Raw genomic sequence first — 22,567 nt, forward strand, 5'->3', positions numbered from 1 at the left:
CTCCAATTTAGATAAAGTAGAGAATTTTTCTATAAAAATAGCACAGACAGCAAAATCCCCGATTTCTGTGAGAAGTCGGGGATTTGGGTTCTAGGAATTAATTAATCTAACTGACTCAAAATGGCATTGACATCAACGCCTAACTTTTGACCTAATTTCAACAACTGCCGACACTGACTAGTATCTTCTTTTTTAATTAGGCTGGTTATACAAGCAGGTGCTATCTGACTGTGCAGACAACTAAAGTAGAGTTCTTGGGAACGATAGAGAGAAATACCCAAGTTGAGTTGATATCCCACATCAATCAATCTTTCTAACAATTGGATATCGGTGGCAAAACTACCGTTGGCATCATGTAATAATTGCCAGAGCGATCGCAAAATTAATTGCTCTAGCATTTGCTTACCTTCAGGAATATTTAAGCGACAACGCAGATGTTTAGCTTCTGTGGCGATCGCTTCTAATTCGACAATGTGATTCCAACAGGATTGCGGTTCAGCAATATCTTGCTCTAGCGATCGCAATGTGGTCATACACCGATATCCTAAAGCAATCTCCGCTGCGACTTGCAATTCTTGAGGTACTTCTAACTCATCCCGATGGAATGCCATGAGTACGCCGTAATTTTCTCGGTATGTTTGAGTATACAGTTGATCTAGTCGGGTCAATGTTTCTTGATTAATTAACCGCATAATTCGATGGCGTTCTTCAGCAAAGAGATTCTGTAAGCTGAAGGTTTCATTACCAAATAACTGTGTCATTACCAAAATAGTCTGGGCTGCACTTGCTTGTTGAAGTGCTGTAAACAGTTTTTCTTTAAATTGGCTGTAATCACGTCGCCCAGTAAACTGTTGAATGCAGCAGTGAAAATCCCAGCCACCTAAATGCAACACAGCAAATACTAAATGTTCGCTTTCCCAAGTAATATCTGAAACTAATTTTAAATGTCCAACAACCAGAGTCAGCGCTCCCATTCGTTGCAGTTGGTAATCTAACTCATTAGTGGTGTAGCAATAAACCCGCTTTCTGTGAGTGCTGAGTTTTGAGTGTTGACAGTTACTATTAAACAGCGAAGTAATGGCATAGTGAGCAGCAACTTGCTTGAAGCTGACTTGAGCCGTTAGCACCAAGTGACGATATATTTCACCACCATGTTTGAATAAGTCTACATTACTTGGTGCTAAACCCAGACGTTTGAGGAAGCCTTTTTCTAATTGCACACCAGCCACATCACCCGCCAGTTCTAACGCACGGGAAGCGTAACGGAGAATCTGAGTTCCTTCTGGGCGAGATAGTTCTTCAAAAAACCAGCCGCAACTGGTGAACATTAATAAAGCATGACGCTGCATTTCCAATAAACGCAAAGCATCTACTTGTTCAGCGGCGGTGAGTTTGTGCGTTTGATGACGAGAGAGGAAGCGGCTAACGTTAGCAGATGAGCGATCGCGGATGACGTTGATATACTCATCTCTGGCTAACCAAGGATCTTTAAAAAATTGCTGGCCATATTCTTCATACACTTCAATTAACTGATCCCGCAGCCAATTTAAGGCATTACGTAAAGGCCGCCGCCATTTTTGATGCCACACACCCCCTTCACCACCGCAACCACAGTCATCTTGCCATCTATCGACACCGTGAGCGCAACTCCAAGCAGTGATGGGCTTGAGTTCTACTTCCCAGGTGGGAGGATTTAAGCTGAGGTAATGGGCAAAGTTGGTGACTGTCCAATCGTGACGAGGAAATTCTTGTGTAAAGGCGTAAGCTAAGGTTTTTTCCGTACCTTTTTTATGATGTCCAAAAGTTTCCCCATCGGTGGCGACAGAAATCAATTGGGCTGGACGATGATCTCCGCGCACAGCTGAACCAATGCGTCCAGCCAAGTAATTGGAACTATAGGTAACATCTGTAAAACCCATATCCCGTGATATTGGGCCATCGTAGAAAAAGATATCGATATAAGGTAGACCTTCTACAGATGCTTCAATACTTTCTGTGGAAGAGACAGTACTCAGCGGTGAAGCTGCAATCTTTAAAGTTGGCTTCAAGTAGCAACGATAGGGACGGGTGGGATCAATCTGACTACCGCCAACTTCGTACCATTCTGCTTGGGGATCATTTTTAGTTGCTAAAGGACGGCAACGCTGTGCTTGCGATGGTGCCAAAATAATGAAACGAATACCTTCAGCAATTAAAGCTTCTATGGTTGCGTAGTCTACACCTGTTTCGGCTAACCATATTCCTTCGGGATCGCGGCCAAAGCGGGATTTAAAGTCTTCTTTGCCCCAGCGAATTTGCGTATATTTATCCCGTTCGTTAGCCAGAGGCATGATGATGTGATTATATACTTGCGCGATCGCATTACCATGACCTTGCAAGCGAGCGGCGCTTTTGGCATCTGCTTCTAATATTCGTTGGTAAACCTCCACATCGTAGCGTTCTAGCCACGACATCAAGGTAGGGCCAATGTTAAAGCTGAGATACTCGTAATTATTCACGATCCCCATAACTTCGCCTTGATCGTTCAAGATTCTGGCAAAGGCATTAGGACGATAGCATTCATAGTGAATTCGCTCATTCCAATCATGGAAAGGTGCAGCACTGGGTTGACGCTCAATTGCGTCTAGATAAGGGTTTTCGCGCGGTGGTTGATAAAAGTGACCATGCACTGTGACATACACACCAGTAGATGTTCTCAGGGGATCATTCTGGTGAGTATTTTGGGCAGTGGGATGATGAGTAGACGTAGCGCCAGTGCTTCCTGGCAATTCAGCAGCAGAAGTCATGTATGTATATTGATCCAAAATAAAAAACTTTTAGTAACGCGCAAAGCGTTGTATGCCAACCTCATATACACAGGGTTGATGACAAAATCCGGTATAGACTAAAACTATGTGTCTAGGATACAGTCTAATTCCTGAGAAAGCAGTCTGACTAGAGTGGGAAATCTGCGTTATTTGATGGCTGTTTCTCAAGTATCACTAAATTCTTAACCATCTAACAACACCTTTATTAAGGTTTTTACTTTGGCAGTTCCAATGCCACTAAAAATTTCATTGTCTTCTAATCTATTAAACTCGATTTTTTGTGTAGTTTACTACTGTCAAACTGATATTTTTGCTACAAAAGATTGCAAAAAATCTGTAAAACGCAATTTTAATTTACATAATCTCACAAAACTAATTTTTATCAAGAAAGCTGAGTTTAGTAAATTCTCTCAATGGGTTAACTGATGGTTGAGAGTATCCTATTGGAGTGCTGAGTTATGTGTACTGCGGAGGATGAGAAAGATAAGCCAGATCGGAAAGAATAATTCAGGATTTAGAGAAGGGTGTAAGGGAGTAGATATTCAAAACCCTGACACACCAGTCTCCACAAATATTTTTTGTGCGTAAGTCCTACCTGAGTCCCTTAACTTTCTCATTTTCCCCATACTTGATTCAGCATTTTTCTAGGATAACTTTTACTGAAGTAACCAAATGTCAGTTAAAAACATTGTTTTTTTCGTGCTGTTACTGTTTATTCCAGTTTCATTGGCGGCTCATTTTCTTGAATGGGGAGATTTAATAGTATTTGTCGCCGCTGGTTTAGCTATTTTGCCTTTAGCGGCTTGGATGGGGACAGCCACTGAAGAAATTGCAGTGGTGGTAGGCCCAACACTAGGAGGATTATTAAACGCCACCTTTGGTAATGCGACAGAGTTGATCATTGCTTTAATAGCTTTGAATGCTGGACTGGTCAATGTAGTTAAAGCCAGTATTACAGGCTCGATTGTCAGTAACTTATTGCTGGTGATGGGTCTTTCGATGTTTTTGGGAGGACTACGCCACAAAGAACAAACATTTCAGCCGATTGTAGCGCGGGTGAATGCAGCCTCGATGAATTTGGCGGTGATTGCGATTTTGCTACCAACGGCTATGAATTATACTTCTCAAGGCATTAACGAACAAACCTTACAACATCTTTCCCTGGCTGTGGCAGTGGTGTTAATTTTGGTCTACGCCTTAACGCTGCTGTTTTCCATGAGAACCCACGCCTATCTGTATGACGTGGGTGTTGCTGAGGCGGAAGACAAGGAAGATTCCCACGAAAAACCCAATATTTGGTTGTGGACTGGTGTGTTGTTAGTATGTACCTTGCTAGTCGCACTCGAATCAGAAATGCTGGTTGATTCTTTAGAAGTCGCCACATCTCAGCTGGGTTTAACAGCATTGTTTACAGGTGTAATTTTAGTTCCCATTGTGGGTAATGCCGCAGAACATGCCACGGCTGTTACCGTCGCTATGAAAGATAAGATGGATCTGTCTGTATCTGTGGCGGTGGGTTCCAGTATGCAGATTGCTTTATTTGTAGCCCCAGTATTAGTAATAGCTGGGTGGGTACTTGGTAAACCAATGGATTTAGATTTTAATCCTTTTGAATTAGTAGCTGTGGCTGTGTCGGTATTAATTGCTAACAGTATTAGTTCTGATGGTAAATCTAATTGGTTGGAAGGCATTTTGCTGTTAGCTGCATATACAGTTTTAGGCTTTGCTTTTTACTTCCATCCCGTTATTAGCAGCATTGGATAGTGACAGTTATCAGATAGCGATCGCTTGTTACTTTTATACAGCGATCGCTTCTGTTGATCGGTAGAGTTAATTTGATATTTTGTTTGCTATGTAACCATAATTTTGTATCTTCATCAATTCTAAAAAATAAAGTAATTTTCTTATTCAAATCTTATTAACCGTGAGAGATACTGCTTAAGATAGAACAATTTTTTTATGATCTAGAGTTTATTATTTTCAAGGAAAGCAGAGACATAAAAAAAGTAGACAAGTCATAATCGATTGTGTAAGGCATGATTGAGCATCGCCTGGCGATCGCATCTATTTCTCGTCACCAAAAATTATTATATTTTTTTATTTTTAGGACACACCATTCCGGAACCACGAAAATTTTTCTGTCAAAGGAAATATGGGTGTTAATAACATCAAAAACAATGAGTGATATTGTCCTGCTGATGACGGGTATGTTAATTGCAAAACAACCATCTCCGTCTCATATAAACCAGCAGCCTGTAATTCAGCTAGACAATGGCGTGCAGAAAACACCACAGGGGCAGTCATCTCAATTTGATCCAGATTCAAATATCGCGCCATCTGAATTCACGCAGCTTAAAGAAAAGCCTCAAGCTACTCTCGTAGCTTTTAATTCTGAGCCTGAAAAAATTCTAGTCAAAAAAACAGAGAAAAAACCTACTAAAGACTTATATAGCTTATCTGAATTTAAAAATTTTCAGCCTGTAAATGTCAAATTCCCACGTTCACAACGCCTGATATCTCAACAACTTAATGATGAAGAAATTCTGTTAGCCAGGGCTTCAAGATTTTCTGGACGAACTTTACCTAATCTACGTTTTGGTAATTCCGGTTTAGCTGTCAGAGTTTTGCAAAAGCTACTCATAGCTAACGGCTATGCGATGCGCGTCGATGGGGTTTATGGGGCGGTAACAGAAAGTGCAGTGAAAGCTTTTCAAAGCCGTCGCAATTTAATCACAGATGGGATAGTCGGGCCAAGAACTTGGTTGTTTTTGACAAGATAATTAAGAGTCAAGGGTCAATAGTCAATGGTTTTTAATATTAACTATTGACTATTGACTAATTACCGATATTTATGCTGTTCTAGAAGTTGTTGCGCTCTGGGTTTGTAGATTAAATAAAACAAACTTTCTAGATAGCGTAATAAATCCTCGCGATTTTCTTTAGATGTAAAGTTCCAGAAACCATAAATTCTGGCTAAAGATAACAGCTTTGTCGTGTGAATTTTCCAAGTATATGTAGTGTAAACTCGGTCAATTGCTTTTTGAGAAACTGTTTCCCAATACTCAGGATTTTGTTCACATTTAGTCACAAAATCTAATATTTTTGTGGCTGTTTCTGTTAAATTCGTGGGGTTAATGTAAAATCCGTTAACTTTATCTTGAATGATTTCTAAAGGCCCTCCAAATTGAGTGGCAAAATTAGGTAATCCAGAAATCATTGATTCTAAAATTGTTAAACCAAAGGCTTCAAATAAAGCTGGTTGGACAAAAATACCTTTACGGTCAGCAATCACGCGATAGATTTCGCCAGAATCACTTTTTGATAGACGTACACCTAACCAGCGAATTTTGCCGTGAAGATTGTATTCATCAATAATGTGATAAAGTTTGACAATTTCATCGCGTTCTTCATTATCATCTGATTCTTCGGTGCGTAACTTACCTGCCACTAAAATTAAGTTACAATGCTCTTGCAAATCTTTGCTTTGACCGAAACATTCGGCTAAACCAGTTAAGTTTTTAATGCGGTCGAGACGCGCCATTGAAAATATCGGTCGTTTGTTGGGGTCATCGAGTTTACCAAAAATTTGACTGGAATCTTCTAGGGTAAATAACATTTCGTCCAACCGCAAGCGATCGCTTTCTACTCTGTCTTGATTTCGGGTATAAGGGAAGTAATAATTCTCGTTTACCCCAGGCGGAACAACATTAAATTTAGGACTAAATAATTCAATGCCATTCACTACATGATATAACTCAGGCATGGTAAAGCATTTATAAGATTCATATTGTCCAACACTATCAGGTGTGCCGACAATTTCTTGGTAAGTGCTGCTGACGACAAAGTTAGCCGCATTCATGGCGATCAAATCAGCAGTAAATTGTAAGGAGAAATGATATTTCTCATCTAAATCTTGCCAGTAAAGATTACTAAATAAGTATTTGGATTTTTCTAAAGCATGGGCGATATTACACTGGGTAACTTTCATTCGTCGCGCCAACAGAAAGGCGACTAAGTTCCCATCAGTATAGTTACCCACAATCAAGTCTGGTTTACCTTGGAATTCAGCTAACAGTTCTCTTTCTGAGTCAATGGCGAAGGTTTCTAAATAAGGCCAAAACTCAAATCGAGAAATCCAGTTTTGCGTCATGTTGGGATTAAAGTCCCGCAAGGGTACACGCAAAATCCACGCATTATCTGTACCGTAGACTTTCTCTAATCTTTCGTTACATAAAGTACCATCGCTATTAGGAATCAAGCGCGAGAGGATAATTACTTTTGGTTTAACGTTGATTCCGTCTAAACCAGCAAGTAAAACATCTTCTTGTAGTTGCTTTTCTAAATTTCTGGCCTGGTCGAGAACATAAACAACTTGACCACCTGTATCGGGTCTTCCTAAAACGCCTTCTTGGCCAAACCAACCGTGTGCGGAAACTAAGACGATTCTAAAAATCATCGGGACACGGGAAATAAATGCTTCTAAGGTTTGGGGGTCGGGTGAGTCAATTAATTCATCTAAAATATTGAGAGTTTCTTGTACCCGTTGCGCGGTGTTTCCCCAACCCGGTTCAAAACCCATCGTTTGCAATTGAAAGCGGAATTCATCGTAGGGTTCATCACTAGGCCGTTCGGTGACAAATGCGATCGCTTTTTTAACTTGTTGCGATAGTTGCTGCTGTGATTGAATCCGATTATTAATTAGTAGTTGAATACCGTTATATTGATGCAGGCGTAAGAAACTAAATAAGCTTTCTAGCCATTGTTTGGGGTCTTGGAAGAGTTTGCTAGAAAGATAACGATTGAGATATTGTACGCCCTTACCAATATTTTTGGGGTCGCGGATGACTGGTGTGTAATCGTAAAAAGGGCCAAAGTCTAATTCTAGCAAGTCGCCTTCGTTGGGATGATATTTGTTGACGAGGCGATCGCGCAAATCCAGCAGTTCTTGTACTGTCATTGCTTCTACACTCAAATCTGCTGTCACCCGATAAATTTCTTGACTAGCAATATGAGGACGGATAATAAAACAGAAATTGGAGTCTTCTTGAATTATTTCTTGAGTGTAGTAGAGGAGTTTCCCTAAGAGCGAAAAAGTATATAACTTTTCTGACTGCTCGTTTTTAGCGCAGTATTCACTATATACGTGCAGTATGTCATTCCGCAGCAAGTAATTTTTTTCTTGCTGACGTAATTGACTAACGAAAGCACGTAAATCATTTTTTTCTTCACTCTCTAGAACTGCTTGAATCAATTCAGACATACTCACCTCAAAATAAATAGGTACAAACACAAATAAACACAGATAAACTTTTCTATCTGTGTTTCTCTACTTATGCCCTTCATTCCTGTTCTTCTTTACTCAAAGTACCGAGAACTCAGTATTATTCCCTCTAACTAAAGACGGACAATTTTCCTAACTTGAGGATGATTCAGTTTATCTAATGCTTTCACTGCCTGAATTCTAAAATATTGGCAATTTTTATCCACAAGCTATCTCTCGATAGATTCTGAGCATTTTTATGTAGGTTGATGAGTAGAAAAAGTTAATTTAAAATTAAATTAGTTTTTATTTTACAATAAAAAATTAATACTTATCTTTAGTCAGTATACTAGTTAGTGTCTATACACTTTGTTACAACTTACTGTATTAGTAATCAATTCGAGTTTAACTTTTATTAATTGACTAAATTTTCACCAGAAAACAAGCAACAAAAGTTAATCTTTTTATGTTAATGCTAACAATGAGTTTAAACTTAAATCAAATAAAATCAACTTTTGATATTAGTTAAATTAATTCCAATTCGTCTTAGCTATAATTGCACCACAAGTAATTAAACCAGGGACGGTGTATATGCAAGACCATTCGCATAAATTAACAACTACCGACCACAGCATAGGCAATATCTTGATTATTTCATTCATGGTATTCTGTGGCATGACTTTTATCTTTCTTTTAGGAATTTTCTAATAGTGATTTTTGCGAATAAAAAATTGATTGGGAAGCAAAAAACTAAATTTGCTTCCCTTTTTAATGTTATGTCCCTCTTCAGCAAGATTAAATAAGTTGTTGTGCATTTAAGTTGTTTGCTTGAGGCTGTTATTTGCCAATAATAATGACAACCTTTATGAGTGGTTATTTATTAAAATTAAAGTTTTGACAAAACTATAACCGGAATTACCAAAACTACATTTGGCTATTCCGGTTTACACCATTGATCTTAGTAATTTATATTAATCAGGGCGAACGATGGGAATTGAACCCACGAATGGTGGTACCACAAACCACTGCCTTAACCACTTGGCTACGCTCGCCATTTACCCATCGACTAATTAATATAGCACCTATCTCGTTATCGAGCAAGCATTTTTTAAGAGGAACGGACTTTGCTAATGTTTAGTCCTAGGACTCTAATAACTAATTAGATATGACGGTAAGACAATATGAAGCTCTTGACTATTATGGCATTGGCGATCGCTACAAGTATGGCTGTAGTTGGCGTAGCAATGTCTAAAACTAATCCTACTTCTGATGAATATGAAGAGTATGCAGTACATCGACTAACACAATATTTAAAAAGTGATGTGTGTAAAAAAACATCTAAGCTAATTGAAAGTTTACTGAATTCTAGTTGTGACAAACTAGTTGATTCCACTAATCCGCAAATGCGTGAGTTGTTGGCTAAAACAACGGAACGGCAAGACTTTTTCTTGTTTAGTGTGTATCGCACAGATTTAACCCTTGGTGTTTGGCTACCTGGGTATAAATTTGAAACGGTGGGAGCTTTTCATAATTTTTATACTTACAGCGCGGAAGAGCAATAATCTTCACTAACTCCTACATCTAAGATTAAGCTTAGTTAGCAAGAGTTACACGTTTACCAATGTCATCTGCATATCTGCTGGTATCTCATGGAAGCCGTGACCCACGTCCAGAAATTGCTTTACAGCAATTGATAGAATTAATAGATAAAAAACAGCAAGGTTACGCATCAGGTAAAAAACTAGTAGGCTTGGCTTACTTAGAAACACGACCAGAACCTCTGCACGTCCAAATAAAAAAGTTTGCTCATAGTGCTGTTGTGGCTGGATGCGATAGTCTAAAAATTATGCCGCTATTTCTGCTACCGGGAGTCCATGTTATGCAAGAAATCCCTGAAGAAATAGCACTAGCACAACAAGCTGTAGCAGAAGATATCAATCTGGAATTGCTACCATATATAGGTAGTAACCCTGGTTTGACACAGTTGTTATCCCAACAATTGGCTGATATCACAACTGAGGTATGGATTTTAATCGCTCATGGTAGCCGTCGTCCAGGGTTTCAACAGCCAGTGGAAAATATAGCAGCCAATATAGGTGCGATAGCTGCTTACTGGTCTGTACCTCCTAGTTTAGAAACACAGGTAGAACAGCTGGTAGCTGCTGATCAGGAAAAAATTGCGATTTTGCCATATTTTTTATTCGCAGGTGGCATAACTGATGCGATCGCTCAACTAATAGAGACGCTAAAATTAAAATTTCCGGCTGTGACTTTCCAATTAGCTCAACCTTTGGGAGCAAGTGCAGAGTTAGCTGATATGATTTGGGATTTGATGAACGAATGAACTGCACACAAACACAAGAGCAGAAGAATTTGGGAAAAGTTTATTTAGTAGGCGCAGGGCCGGGAGACCCCGGACTGATGACTCTCAAAGGCAAAAGTTTATTAGAATGTGCCGATGTAGTTATTTATGATGCGTTGGTGAGTCCAGCAATTTTAGCAATGATTAATCCCCAAGCAGAAAAAATCAACGCTGGTAAACGGATGGGGAGACATTCGTTATTGCAAGACGAAACCACGCAATTATTAATTGATAAAGCTCAAGATCATACTATTATTGTACGGCTCAAAGGCGGCGACCCATTTATTTTTGGTCGCGGTGGTGAAGAAATGGCAGATTTAGTCAAAGCTGGGATTCCTGTAGAAGTTGTGCCGGGTATTACATCGGGAATTGCGGCTCCAGCGTACGCTGGCATACCTTTAACTCATAGACTGCATAGTTCTTCGGTAACTTTTGTCACTGGACATGAGTCTGCTGGTAAGTATAGACCGAAAGTCAACTGGCAAGCGATCGCTCACGGTTCCGAAACAATTGTAATTTATATGGGTGTTCACAATCTGTCGCACATTATTGAAGAGTTAGCAGCGGCGGGTTTAAGTTTAGAAACACCAATTGCTTTAGTGCGTTGGGGTACAAGACCAGATCAAGAAGAATTAATTGGTCAGTTAGGCACAATTGTAGAGCAAGTTGAGCAAACAAAATTTGATGCCCCGGCGATCGCGGTTATTGGTTCTGTAGTGAATATGCACGATATTTTGTCTGGGTGTCGTCCAGTGTAAATTAATAAAGCTCTGGCACGAATGCAATAATACAATCATTTTCAGAGCCTCACGCAAAGTGCAAGCAGCCAAATAATTTACACCAATTCTCTAAATCCAGGCTATAGATAATTCTCCCCCTGCCCCTCTGCTGCCTATGTGTAGCCATATTTTGGGGAATTGGTATTACAACCCATTACCAATCAAAATAAAAGCTGACCAATAATAAGGATGGTTAAATTCACTATTATTTCCTGTTATTAAAGCAATTTGTGCTTTTTGTAAAGCCTCAGCTTTAGTAATTTTCCCAGATTTTAACGCTGCATAAAACTCATTCATTAAAGCTTGTGTACCACCATCAGAAACAGTCCACAATGAAGCCATTGTAGCTTTAGCACCTGCTAGTTGCATTTGATATCCTAAACCTAAGATTTCTTGGCCATTTGCTGATTTTTCTCCTAAGCCAGTTTGACAAGCACTCAAAACTACTAAATCTACATTGGACAAAGACCAATTTTCAATATCTCGCAAAGTTGCGTGTTCGCCATCACCAAATACAATAAATGAATCTTCTGGAGAACCATTTACAAGTTTGCCATGAGTTGCCAAATGCACTATTTTGTAATCATTCATTTGGGGAATTGTCGCTTGAGGATTGAAATCTTTATCTAAGACAACTTTGCTCCCAGGAATAATTTTTGCTACGTTTTCTACTTCTACTTTGGCAAACTCTAAACCACTAAACATCTCTTGGCGTTGACCAACTGCTACTGTATATTCGCCTTTTGTGAAAGCCGCAGCTAAAGCATTGACAGAGGTTTGAGGTTGATTAACTAATTTTGTTAAACTGGCGGCGGTAATATTATTAATGACAAAACGTTGAACTAACCAATTTTGTCCATCATATAAGGCTGCTAAAGGTACATATCTCAGTTTGCCATCTGGGGCATAAATTATAGTTTTGGCATCGGCTTGTTTTAAATCATTTTCTATAGGTTTTATTAGCCAGTTATACAATTTATTGGCTGGTGCTTTACTATTTTTATAAGGAACAAGTACTGCTTCGCGAAATTCATTAATTGTCTGATTTAATTCTGCGGCTTTTACTGGTACAGGGCGATGAATTGGCGGCGCATCAGCGGAGACAATAACTAGTTCTAGTCTGTCATCTAAGACTAAAGGATATAGTAAGACCGCTTTTTGATTTAACTGGCGTAGGTTGTCTCTTAAAGAATTGAGTTGGCGTAAGTTTAAATTTTCCTGTCCTGATGTGGCGGATAATTGTTGTACTAACGCCACAACAGAAGGACTTTTAATAAACATATTAAACTCAGCGTTAGTAGTTTGTTCTAGTTTCACTAATTCAGCGATGCGTTTTGCTTGAGTTGCGTTGCGAGTTTGAGAGGGAATTTTTCGCAGGGTGGTGAGTTCTTTACCCAGGGCGATCGCTTTATCTTGAATCGCAGTATACTTCTGAGAGATTTGCTCTTCTTGGGGTTTTAACGGTAATTTTTCTGGTATGACTGCTACTGTTGCAGAACTTCCCCGCTGAGGATTTCTATTTGTAACTTTTGGTGTGCTAGTATTGCGATTTCCGATAAAATCACTAACTTCCTGAATTTTGAGTAAATCTAAAACTTGTTGCGCTTCCGCTGGACGATTTTGTTGCAATAATAAATCAGCGAGGCGGCGATATCTTTCGGAGACAGTTTCGGTGTAAGATTTTTGGATATCAGTAGGCACAACTCGTAAATTTTGCCGAATTGTTTCAGTTAAATTGACTGATTGTTTGTAAAATGCGATCGCCAGTGATGGTTGATTCTTAGCAGCTAGTACATCCCCCAAAAATTTCAGCGTTGCAGCTTCACTGACTTTATCTTCAACTTCTCGGTGAATAGCTACCGCTTGCTGATACAATCCCAAAGCTTGATCATATTGATTTTGCTTTTGATACACTTGTCCTAAGTTACTAATTGTTACGCCTTCACCAGTGCGATCGCCAACTTCCCGATAATTAGCTAAGGCTTGTTGATTAAACTCTAAAGCTTGGTTATAGTTACCCAAATTTTGGTAAACACGCCCAATATTATTCAGTGCAACAGCAATGCCTAGTTTATAGTTATTTTGTTTGTATATATCTAAAGCTTGTTGATATAACTTGAGCGCTTCGTCGTACTTACCCAAACTCAAGTAAATCTGTCCAATATTGTTTAAGTTTAACGCTGCACCTTGAAATTGAAATGAATCTTTCCCAAACGCATCACCAACATTAGCGCGGTTGGTAACTTGTTGCAAAACTTGGGCATTTTGACCAAGAGCATTATATAGTAACTTGATTGCTTGCTCATCTGTACTTTTATATTCCCCAGTGCCAAGTCTTTTATAAATATTTGTAGATTTTTCGGCAAATTCCAGAGACTTTTGATATTGCCCTAAGCTAAAATATGCACCGGAAATATTATTAAAAATTGCCGCTTGTGTACCATAAAATGTCGAACAGCATTCTTGCAAATCTTTTAATGCTTGCTGATATGAATTAAGTGCCTGAGCATAGTTACCCAAGTTGAGATAAACTACACCAATGTTGTTTAAAGTTTGGGCTGCACCACTGTTATCACCCTTAGCTTTTTGAATTGTCAAACTTTGTTGATAAAAATCTAGAGATTGAGAATATTTACCTGTACGGAAGTAAACTGAGCCAATATCTGCTAATAAAATAGCTTCGCTACTAGCATAACTATAACCTTGAGGATTAGCTGCTTTTAATTCTTTGAAAACTGTTAAAGCTGGTTGATAAAAATCGATTGCTTTTTGATATTCTCCTAGATTTACATATACTTCCCCAATATAAGATAAAGGTATCCATTCGTTTTCTTTGTCGCGGATTTTGCGGCGAATATCTAAGGCTGACTGAAAAAATTCCAATGCTTTAGCATATTCGCCTTTGCGGAGGTTAACGTAACCAATATTTACTAAGCTATTGGCTTCTCCCGCTTTCGCGCCATATTGTTTAAATATTGCTAAGGACTGCTGAAAGAGTTCTAACCCAGCTTGTAAATCAGCTAAACCAACTAAATTTTTATAAACCAGTCCTTCACCTTGATTATTTAACACAATCGCTTCGGTGATGCGTTCTTCTGCTGTTGGTGTTGGTGCTTGAGCAAAGCTTTGTTGTGAATGATACAATACCAAAGTTGGAGATGTAAAAGTCAGTAAGATAGTTGCAAATATTTGAGAAAACTGCATAAGCACAAGTTTTTATTCAGTTAAATAGTTATAGTTTATTGTTCCCATAAACAGAACTAAAGTTATAATTAAAAGCTTAATTATTGATAAAGCTAACTTTTTTTTAAAATGGGCGATCGCTCCAAAAAACAATGGTATAATTGCCCTAATTTTATGAGCCTTCTTTGCAATACTTAACTTGCTTCTAATGAATAAAAGTTAATATAGATTAAAAATAATAAATAACATCATATTTTATAAAGTTAACTAAGCTAAATTAAGAGTAAGCTTAATTATTGAAGCCTAGTTAAAAGTCTAAGTAATAACTACAAATTAAGCTAAATCTTACTAGTATATCTCATATATTTAGTGAAAAAATGCTAGTGATTTAAATTTGATTTGCACTAACTGACTTAGCACAGAAATTTAGGCAGAAATAATTAATATTTCGACAAAAACTTCAGTCGTTTTTGACTGCGGAATTCTGCGTAACAACGCTAGGTTATTGAGCAAGACGTTGATAAATCAACTGAGCCAATTACTAAGAGCAAACAGCAACATTTACAAGTAAGAACTAACAATGATAGAAAAAATTTTGTTAGCGGTTTCGGGTTTGGGTCATGCAGAAGAAATGCTCAAAACCTTGAAAGAAGTACCATCAATTCAACGTGCTAAAGTTAGTGTTTTGCATGTTGTTCCTCCTCAAAGTACTGCATCTGCAATGACAGATAAATGGGAAGAAGGTGGTAAAATTCTTGCCAATGCCATTCAGTCTTTAAGTTTAGATCCCAGCCAAGTTTCTTCAATTTTACGGCAAGGCGATCCTAAAGACGTAGTTTGTCAAGTCGCTGATGAAATTGATGCTGACTTAATCATCATGGGTTCACGCGGACTCAAGCGTTTGCAATCAATTTTGTCAAACTCTGTCAGTCAGTATGTTTTTCAATTGTCTTCCCGTCCCATGTTGCTGGTTAAAGATGACATTTATGTTAAAAGAATTAAGCGCATTATGGTGGCGTTAGATAATTCTGATGCAGCAAAACACTGTTTAAATTTAGCTTTATTCTTGCTACGAGATATTCCAGGTAGCCAGTTAATTTTGACTCACGTAAATACTGACCTACGCGGTAAAGCATCAGAAGTCACTGAAATTATTCCCGATAAAAATCCCATTTTTGGCGCAGCTTACGCCGAAGCCCAAAAATATGGTATACAAACTCGCTGCTATAGCAGCAGTGGTAAACCGGGCGAAGAAATTTGCCGCTTGGCTGAAGAGTTGCAGGTAGACTTACTGTTACTTGGTTCTCCAGATCGTCGTCCATCAGTAGCTAAGAGTTTTGTAGATATAGACCGACTTATTGGTGCTTCTTTGTCTGATTATGTGCGAGTCAATGCTACTTGTCCAGTATTGTTGGCGCGAACCACTGCATGAAGAGTAGTGAGTACTCTTCTTCTTAATCAATACTCAGCACTAAGTCAATGATAAATAAAAACCCCTGCACCAGTGGCGTAGGGGTTTTTTATATTATGCACAAACTATTAACTATCTTTTTTACCTTCGCGGCTTGCTGTTTGGATGTACAGAATTAATAAAAACACAGAGGGAACTAATACGAACAGAATGCTCGCTACGAACCCTAAGTCATTAGTTTGCATGGCAAAGAAGCCTCTCTAGAATTTCCAGTCAACAACTTTAGAATAGCATCATCGATGCCCGTGTTAGCCTTATTTTTTTACTGCTTATGTCGCCAATGCTGCTGGCGTGTCAGCCCCAAAGTTTAAGGTTTTGTCACCACGCTAACAGGGCCATGTACTACAGTTTGACAGGCTAGGCGGTAATTTTCTGGTTTTTTCTTAAATTTGCGGTTTTCTACCTCTGTACGCGGGGAAAGATTTTCTAATCCTTCTACTATCTCAACAACACATGTACCACACTGACCATAGCCACCACAATTGGTCATTTTGCCAAATAGTGTGTACAAATCAATACCATTTTCCACTGCTTTTAGCCGTAAGTTAGCACCATTTGCGGCTATTACTTCTTTATCCTCTTTAACAAATTTGATATTACCCATAAATATTTAATTCCTCGTTGACTGTACAACACTCGGCTGAAAAGGCTAAGTTTTAATTAGGCTGTATCAACTATATTACTTAACTTCTAGTTACTTGTTACAAATAATTAAGAAATATCAATTTTTGCAAGAATATATTGTCAAAAAAATAGGACAGGTTTGGCACCTATCCTATTGATTAAAAATTTACTTAACTTACCTAAATCCCACAGCTGCTTGCCATACAAAAGCAAGTAACAAGAAGAAAACAGGAATTACTGGAAGAACGTCTACCAGAGGATCGAAAATTTGGTAAGCTTCAGGCAATTTAGCTAATAACAGTGCTGCTTCCATGTTCGTTTTTATCCACTCTATCCAACACAGCTTTCATAATTGAGATGTATCTTAACATGGTTTAGGCACTGAGAATTAGTTATTCTTGCCTCTGGCTCAGAGTGCTGAGTTTGGAATCAGATATTCTTCCCTGCTTCCCGGTTCCCTTCTCCCCTACGGCTTGAATATACTAAATTAAGGTGTATGAAAGTGAATCAGACACCTAGTAACTTGTAGATTAAGCTGTTGATGAAAGTCAAAGCCAGCGCACCTAATACAGCACTCCAGATACCGAAACGTAACCGAAAGCCTTCGACTAACCAAGCAGCAATACTAAAACAAACAACGGCAATCATAAAGGTAAAGATGCCGGATAATAAATCAAAAGTGAGAAAATTTGGTACTGCAAAGATCAGGCGTAAAATCGGTCTGATGATCGCCGTAACAATACCGAGAACTGCTGCCGAAATAAAGGCTTTTTTGGGTGAGTCAACTTCAACTCCTACGGGGAGTTTACTAATAATCAGCAAGCTGATAGATGTTACGACCCAAACAATTAAAAGCGTCACAATTGCATTCATTGCCACAACCCTTGAAACGCGAATGGCGATTGGCGATCGCTTAATTTAAGCAACCGATTTCAGAATCTTTGAAGCTTTGCCAATTACTTGTAACTTACCAGAGATTTGGCTCTAACTAGAATTTATTTTTTATATCTTTAGGTTTGGGTAAGAAGTTTAGATGTCAGAAGTTAGGAGTAACAATTTCCAATCCTAAATTTAAAAGTGAAGATAAGGAAGTAGTTTCTGCCTCATCTCCCATTACTGCATTTTGAGTTGAAAAATTCTGTTCAAATTTATCTTTTTGGAGCAGAATTAGTATTGCCTGGTGCGACAGGAAATTGTGTTGCTGGGGCATTAGGTACACCAGGAATCACACCTTCTCCCGTGGGCGGTATTTGGTTAGGGTTAACAGGGATATTGGGGTCAAAATTCCCCTGTGGATTAATTCCTGGAACTGGTGCAGGTGGAACTCCAGGATTAGTGGGAATATAGGGTTCTGTTGGCAGATTAGGTTGAGAAACTGAAGGTTGAGTCGGCCCTGGGATAATTCCTAAAGAAACGCGATCGCCTCCTACTTGTCGCAATAAATCTAACGTCTCGACGACATCATTATAAGTTGCCGTTCTTGAAGCATTTAACACCAAAATACCGTTAGGATTTTGTTGGAGATATTGCTGTAGTCTCTGGGCTAACTCCTCTCGTTTTACGGGTTGTTTTTCTATGTAAGTATTACCAACAGCATCAATGGTGACAATTTGAGTGCTACTTTGTCCGGTCAAATTAGCCGGTGTACCTGTAGCAGCTTTGGGTAAATCAACGTTAATAGCTTGTTGGCGAGTAAATTGTAATGCTGCTAACAAAAAAAATGTCAGGATACAAAAAACAACATCAATTAAAGGGATGATTTGAATTTGTACTTCTTCAACAGGAGTATGCAGATTAACTTTCATGATCTTACAAATTTTAGTTATAGCAAAGTGTTGAGTGCTGAGTTCTGAGTAAATCAATTTTTGATTTTAAATTTGGGATTTTAGATTAGGACAATCTTTCAATCTAAAATCAGCAATCTAAAATTCTTCTGCCTCCTGCCTCCTGCTTATTGCTCAGGATCTAATGAATCATTCACATTTGGTTCTTCTGGAGGTTGAGGAAATAGATTTTTAGATTTTTTGCGGGGTGGATTAACACTTTCGCGGGAAGCTTCATGCACAATCGCTGTACTCTTGCTAAATTCCGGTGGAGATTGGCGATAGAGTAATTCCATCTCATTCCCCGCCTTGCGAAAAATCTTAACTTGGTTAACCAAAAAACTTTGAAATAACCGATAAAATACCAAACTAATAATTGCTACTATTAACCCTGTAGCAGTACTAATTAGAGATTCACCAATCCCAGTAGTTACCCCAGCTGTCGATTCTGTGCCTAAATCGCCAATCCGAATTGAGCGCAAAGAGTGAATCAAACCCAACACAGTACCCAACAGCCCCAACAGTGGAGATAGTGCAATCACTGCTTCTAAAAGTTTTTCACCGCGACGCATCCCAGCTAATTCGTCTTCTGCTGAGGCTTCTAGTGCTAAACGAAAAGTTTCCAAATCAACTTTTAATAAGCGTAAAGGTGCGTAGAGAAATCGCCCAATTGGCTGATCTGTGGATTGTTTGGCAATATCTGCGGCCATATCCCAATTCTCTTGGGCTGCGTCTAGCACGCGATTAACTGTTTCCTTTTCTTGATTTAAAATCCGCAACCAAAACCACAGACGCTCTAAAATCACACTTAAAGCTAGTATTGACAAAACTGCCAAAGGCCACATCGCTGGCCCGCCCTTTTGAAACAGATCTAGAATATCCACTGCTTAACTTTCCTCCCTCCGTACCTAGAGCAATTATCCCAAAGCATTTTAATTCTAAAGATTAATGTGCAGTTAGAAACTCAGATAACACAAATTTCATGAAGGAAGCGTAGACAGAAGGCAAAAGTGCAAATATTTATTTACTCAGAACTCAGTTACGTAACTTAATTTATTTCTAGACTGGCTGGCCAGAATTATGTCATAAGTAAAAAAGGCTGTTAAATGCAAATCAACTTATGACCGCTGCTGTACAAAACTCTCCTAACTTGGCTGTTCACTTGGTAAACGGCATTCTGGCAATTAAGCCTTTAGCCAACCTAGCCAAGCACCAAGCCCGGCAAATGATGATTAAACGCGCTGAAAAAATTGGTGTACCTTGGACAAAAGCAGTAGAGAAACTACAAGCGCGTGATTGGTCAACGGATTTAGCCCAGGTGCAAAATCCTCAGCTTGCCTATCCAGATTATTACGTCACTTCATTTCATGCCTACGACAATGGCAATCTAAGTTGGTTGGCGGCTTTTGAAGTAGAGCCTGCTGCCCATGCTGTTCACGCTAAAATTTGGCCTGGTGCTGAAGCCCAAGGCGATCGCCAACTCCGCCAAAGCTATCATAATATTCTCAAACCCCTTCTATCTCAGGAACCACGCGACATTCTGGATATAGGATGTAGTGTGGGATTAAGCACCTTTGCTTTGCAGGAAGTTTATCCCCAAGCCAAAGTTACAGGCTTAGATTTATCTCCCTATTTCCTGGCTGTTGCCAACTACCGCGCCCAGCAACGTCAAGCTAATATCAATTGGGTTCATGCCGCAGCAGAATCAACAGGGCTACCAGATAAGTCATTTGATTTAGTTTCCCTATTTCTCATCTGCCATGAATTACCCCAAGTACCAACCAGACAAATTTTTGCGGAAGCGCGGCGGCTGTTGCGTCCCGGCGGTCACTTGGCCATCATGGATATGAATCCCAAATCGGAAATTTACAAAAAAATGCCAACCTACATTTTGACGCTGCTCAAAAGTACTGAACCATATCTAGATGAGTACTTCTCTTTGGATATTGAGCAAGCTTTGATTGATGCAGGTTTCCAACGCCCCACAATTACCAGCAATACCCCGCGTCACCGGACTGTAATTGCCCAGGTGCGTGACTAATTTAGGCTTACTGCTGTGGGCAGCAATTCCACCACTGTTATTTCTAGGTTATTACTATTACCGTGTTGCTTTTGCTCCGGCTTTACCACGCTTGTTGTTGTTTTTTATCGCCGGAGCAATTTCTGGCGGTGTTGCTCTTGGTTTAGAATGGGCGGCGGAAATTGCATTTAACTCCATTGTAAATTGGCAACAAATCCAGCGATCGCTTTTTGGTGCCGCCCTACGCCAACTTGTAGAAATCGGCCCAATTGAAGAAGGCTGCAAGTTAATTGCAGTTATTCTCCCCACAATTTATCTGCAACGCAGATATCAACTACGCAGCAGTAGCATTTTACTGTTTACCATTGCTGTGGCTTTAGGTTTTACCGCCGAAGAAAATTGGATTTACTTTTACTACGGTACAGCATCAATTCTTGACCGGAGTATCGGGACTCTAGTTCATGCGATGTTTTCTGCACCTTGGGGTTATGCATTAGGCATTTATCTGGACTCAAGTATGCGATTAAATCGCAGCAGAAAGTTGATTTTCCCAGCTTTGATCAACTCTGTAATTTGTCATGCACTAGTGAATGTTTTATCTATTGCGTGGCGTTATACCGCACCCGTCAACTTTCTCAGCTATGGTTTATTTCCCTTTTTATTGTGGATGTTTTGGCGATTAGAACAATTACTGCGAAGAGTACAACACCAACACCCAATAATCTTGATTTCTGGTCACACACCCCAGCATCGTGCTTGGCAAACAGGTTTAGTAATATTTGCTCTTATCCTTGGTGGCAATGCTATTTTCGGGCTGTTTCTTTTAGGTAGAATTCTTAGCCCTTTGAGTTGGGCGCAGCTTTTTTACCCAGAGATTTGGCAATTTATCTTGAGTCGCTTTTTACTAAATTTCTGTTTTGCAATTTTAGCGTGGTTTATTTATCTATATTTACGCAATTCATTTCTATTCAAATCATCTAGGCGATTTTAATTAATAGCAATTGTAGTTAGCCTAGGTAGAAATGAAGCTGCAAAATCTGGTTGATATTGCTGCAACTAGTTCATAATTCTTGCTAATGCTGCGGTTAATTTTGCCATAAAATTTCAAACTTTAAGATAAATTGTGAATTGAATATTTGTAACCTAAATTAACACAACAAAAAAATCCGACTTTTTCGCAGACTTTGGCTACTACACCACATAAAATTGCCGACTTTCACCGACTGACAAAAGAAAGAGCGATCGCTTAGGCTATTGGGCGTAGAGTAGAAAGTATAAAAAATATGGTTAACACTACTAGCCCACCAATAGAAGATTTGGCAGATCAAAGCTATGCCAGTCCTAACTATTGGCAAATACAACACCGTCTACGTTCGCTGATAGATCACTACGTAGCTGTCGAAAAATTAGATAATCGTTTGCAAGATTTACCCACACAATTTACCAATCCTCAGCCCCGTCCCTGGAAACCCATTGATTGGCAAGCCATCAACCGCAATCAAATCATTGGTATAGCACCAGAAGTATTTTTATCTATCTTGATAGGTGCGATGGATACAGAAGCACCCATTCGCGGCTACACCCAAACCAGCCGCCAGTATTTAGCACAATTACATCCCCAAATGGCGCGGTTTGTTGGTGGAATAGTCAATAAAGATGGTGAACTCCAAGAAATTGGTTTATGGGAAAAAGAAGAACGCCAGCACACACCTGCATTACTGAAGGTTTACACCCAACTAACAGGCGAAAAAATCATCCCCAAACACCGCACCGTGAGAGGCTACCTCCCCACCGATGATCCCCAAGAAGACCTATATCGCCACGGCTTACATCGAGTAGCTACAGAATACGGTGCAACCTGTCTTTACCTGTGGATGATGGCGCACACAACCGGCGCACTCCACGAAGTTCTAGAAGAACTCGCCAAAGATGAAATCAACCACATGACCAAATTTTGGGGCTTTGGAGTCTGGGCGTACCCCAACACAGGATTCATTCGCATCACCAACACCCTGATCAAAACCCGTTCTCAAAACTATCAACGTAACAACCTGATGCGTACCCTACGCCGCATGATGAATACACTCAACTGGAACGCCTGGACACTCACCAACAAAACCACTCTCCTTTACACCTTTACCCACACCATGCGCCACCTCTGGAAATGGCACAACACTCTCACCCCAGAGTATTTACAAAACCTCTTTAAATAATCATCTTTCGTGCCTTTGCGCGAAC

18 protein-coding genes and 1 tRNA gene are annotated in these 22,567 nt (G+C 39.4%); 9 read left to right on the forward strand and 10 right to left on the reverse strand.

Annotation, left to right across the window (positions count from 1 at the left end; translation table 11 throughout):
• Positions 1-101: 101 nt before the first annotated feature.
• The gene (locus tag NCWK1_RS07190) at positions 102-2,786 is read right to left on the reverse strand and encodes a DUF3536 domain-containing protein (protein ID WP_103124241.1); all 2,685 of its coding nucleotides are present in this window, start codon (positions 2,784-2,786) and stop codon (positions 102-104) included.
• Positions 2,787-3,479: 693 nt separating this feature from the next.
• On the opposite strand from NCWK1_RS07190, the gene cax reads away from it, so the two are divergent.
• Together cax and NCWK1_RS07205 are read left to right on the forward strand one after the other, a co-directional pair.
• Positions 3,480-4,571, forward strand: a complete 1,092-nt coding sequence (gene cax / locus NCWK1_RS07200; RefSeq protein ID WP_096575966.1) for a calcium/proton exchanger — start codon at positions 3,480-3,482, stop codon at positions 4,569-4,571.
• A 413-nt stretch (positions 4,572-4,984) separates the two neighbouring features.
• Positions 4,985-5,587, forward strand: a complete 603-nt coding sequence (locus tag NCWK1_RS07205; RefSeq protein ID WP_245894852.1) for a peptidoglycan-binding domain-containing protein — start codon at positions 4,985-4,987, stop codon at positions 5,585-5,587.
• A 59-nt stretch (positions 5,588-5,646) separates the two neighbouring features.
• Here NCWK1_RS07205 and NCWK1_RS07210 read toward each other — a convergent pair whose 3' ends face one another.
• Both NCWK1_RS07210 and NCWK1_RS07215 read right to left on the reverse strand, forming a co-directional pair.
• Positions 5,647-8,067 (reverse strand): sucrose synthase, encoded by a 2,421-nt coding sequence (locus NCWK1_RS07210; RefSeq protein WP_096575962.1) that lies wholly within the window; start codon positions 8,065-8,067, stop codon positions 5,647-5,649.
• Positions 8,068-9,046: 979 nt separating this feature from the next.
• Positions 9,047-9,119: transfer RNA gene (locus NCWK1_RS07215), tRNA-His, on the reverse strand.
• Between the two features lie 129 nt (positions 9,120-9,248).
• On the opposite strand from NCWK1_RS07215, the gene NCWK1_RS07220 reads away from it, so the two are divergent.
• From NCWK1_RS07220 to cobA, 3 genes are read left to right on the forward strand one after another with little or no spacing between them, the layout of a single operon-like run.
• Positions 9,249-9,629, forward strand: coding sequence for a DUF4359 domain-containing protein (locus NCWK1_RS07220; protein ID WP_103124243.1), 381 nt, complete (start codon positions 9,249-9,251; stop codon positions 9,627-9,629).
• A gap of 59 nt (positions 9,630-9,688) precedes the next feature.
• A complete protein-coding gene (locus NCWK1_RS07225) occupies positions 9,689-10,411 on the forward strand; it encodes a sirohydrochlorin chelatase (protein ID WP_103124244.1) in 723 nt (240 codons plus the stop codon).
• On the forward strand, positions 10,408-11,187 hold the full coding sequence (gene cobA / locus NCWK1_RS07230) for a uroporphyrinogen-III C-methyltransferase (protein ID WP_103124245.1): 780 nt from the start codon (positions 10,408-10,410) through the stop codon (positions 11,185-11,187). The genes NCWK1_RS07225 and cobA overlap by 4 nt, the downstream gene beginning before the upstream one ends.
• A gap of 165 nt (positions 11,188-11,352) precedes the next feature.
• Here cobA and NCWK1_RS07235 read toward each other — a convergent pair whose 3' ends face one another.
• Positions 11,353-14,412, reverse strand: coding sequence for a CHAT domain-containing protein (locus NCWK1_RS07235; protein ID WP_103124246.1), 3,060 nt, complete (start codon positions 14,410-14,412; stop codon positions 11,353-11,355).
• A 559-nt stretch (positions 14,413-14,971) separates the two neighbouring features.
• Here NCWK1_RS07235 and NCWK1_RS07240 point away from each other — a divergent pair.
• A complete protein-coding gene (locus tag NCWK1_RS07240) occupies positions 14,972-15,823 on the forward strand; it encodes a universal stress protein (protein WP_096575952.1) in 852 nt (283 codons plus the stop codon).
• 107 nt (positions 15,824-15,930) lie between these two features.
• Here the strand turns inward: NCWK1_RS07240 and psbM are convergent, their stop codons facing one another.
• The 6 genes from psbM to NCWK1_RS07270 all read right to left on the reverse strand — a co-directional run bounded on the left by psbM (position 15,931) and on the right by NCWK1_RS07270 (position 19,193).
• The gene (psbM, locus tag NCWK1_RS07245) at positions 15,931-16,047 is read right to left on the reverse strand and encodes a photosystem II reaction center protein PsbM (protein ID WP_096575950.1); all 117 of its coding nucleotides are present in this window, start codon (positions 16,045-16,047) and stop codon (positions 15,931-15,933) included.
• Positions 16,048-16,169: 122 nt separating this feature from the next.
• Entirely contained in the window at positions 16,170-16,466 is a 297-nt protein-coding gene (locus NCWK1_RS07250; RefSeq protein ID WP_015113623.1) for a 2Fe-2S iron-sulfur cluster-binding protein, read from the reverse strand.
• Positions 16,467-16,661: 195 nt separating this feature from the next.
• Positions 16,662-16,799, reverse strand: coding sequence for a photosystem II reaction center protein K (locus tag NCWK1_RS07255; protein ID WP_006195022.1), 138 nt, complete (start codon positions 16,797-16,799; stop codon positions 16,662-16,664).
• Positions 16,800-16,993: 194 nt separating this feature from the next.
• Positions 16,994-17,359, reverse strand: a complete 366-nt coding sequence (locus NCWK1_RS07260; RefSeq protein ID WP_096575948.1) for a phage holin family protein — start codon at positions 17,357-17,359, stop codon at positions 16,994-16,996.
• 275 nt (positions 17,360-17,634) lie between these two features.
• A complete protein-coding gene (locus NCWK1_RS07265; protein WP_103124247.1) occupies positions 17,635-18,291 on the reverse strand; it encodes an ExbD/TolR family protein in 657 nt (218 codons plus the stop codon).
• A 146-nt stretch (positions 18,292-18,437) separates the two neighbouring features.
• Positions 18,438-19,193, reverse strand: a complete 756-nt coding sequence (locus NCWK1_RS07270; RefSeq protein ID WP_103124248.1) for a MotA/TolQ/ExbB proton channel family protein — start codon at positions 19,191-19,193, stop codon at positions 18,438-18,440.
• A 236-nt stretch (positions 19,194-19,429) separates the two neighbouring features.
• Here NCWK1_RS07270 and NCWK1_RS07275 point away from each other — a divergent pair, with 236 nt between their 5' ends.
• The 3 genes from NCWK1_RS07275 (at position 19,430) to NCWK1_RS07285 (ending at position 22,542) form a co-directional block, all read left to right on the forward strand.
• Positions 19,430-20,350, forward strand: coding sequence for a class I SAM-dependent methyltransferase (locus NCWK1_RS07275; protein WP_103124249.1), 921 nt, complete (start codon positions 19,430-19,432; stop codon positions 20,348-20,350).
• On the forward strand, positions 20,343-21,320 hold the full coding sequence (locus NCWK1_RS07280; protein ID WP_103124250.1) for a PrsW family intramembrane metalloprotease: 978 nt from the start codon (positions 20,343-20,345) through the stop codon (positions 21,318-21,320). The genes NCWK1_RS07275 and NCWK1_RS07280 overlap by 8 nt, the downstream gene beginning before the upstream one ends.
• A gap of 292 nt (positions 21,321-21,612) precedes the next feature.
• Positions 21,613-22,542 carry a ferritin-like domain-containing protein gene (locus NCWK1_RS07285; RefSeq protein ID WP_103124251.1) on the forward strand — a complete coding sequence of 310 codons (930 nt, stop codon included), beginning with the start codon at positions 21,613-21,615 and terminating at the stop codon, positions 22,540-22,542.
• Positions 22,543-22,567: the final 25 nt, after the last annotated feature.

The organism is Nostoc cycadae WK-1, assembly GCF_002897135.1.
Taxonomy (GTDB): domain Bacteria; phylum Cyanobacteriota; class Cyanobacteriia; order Cyanobacteriales; family Nostocaceae; genus Nostoc_B.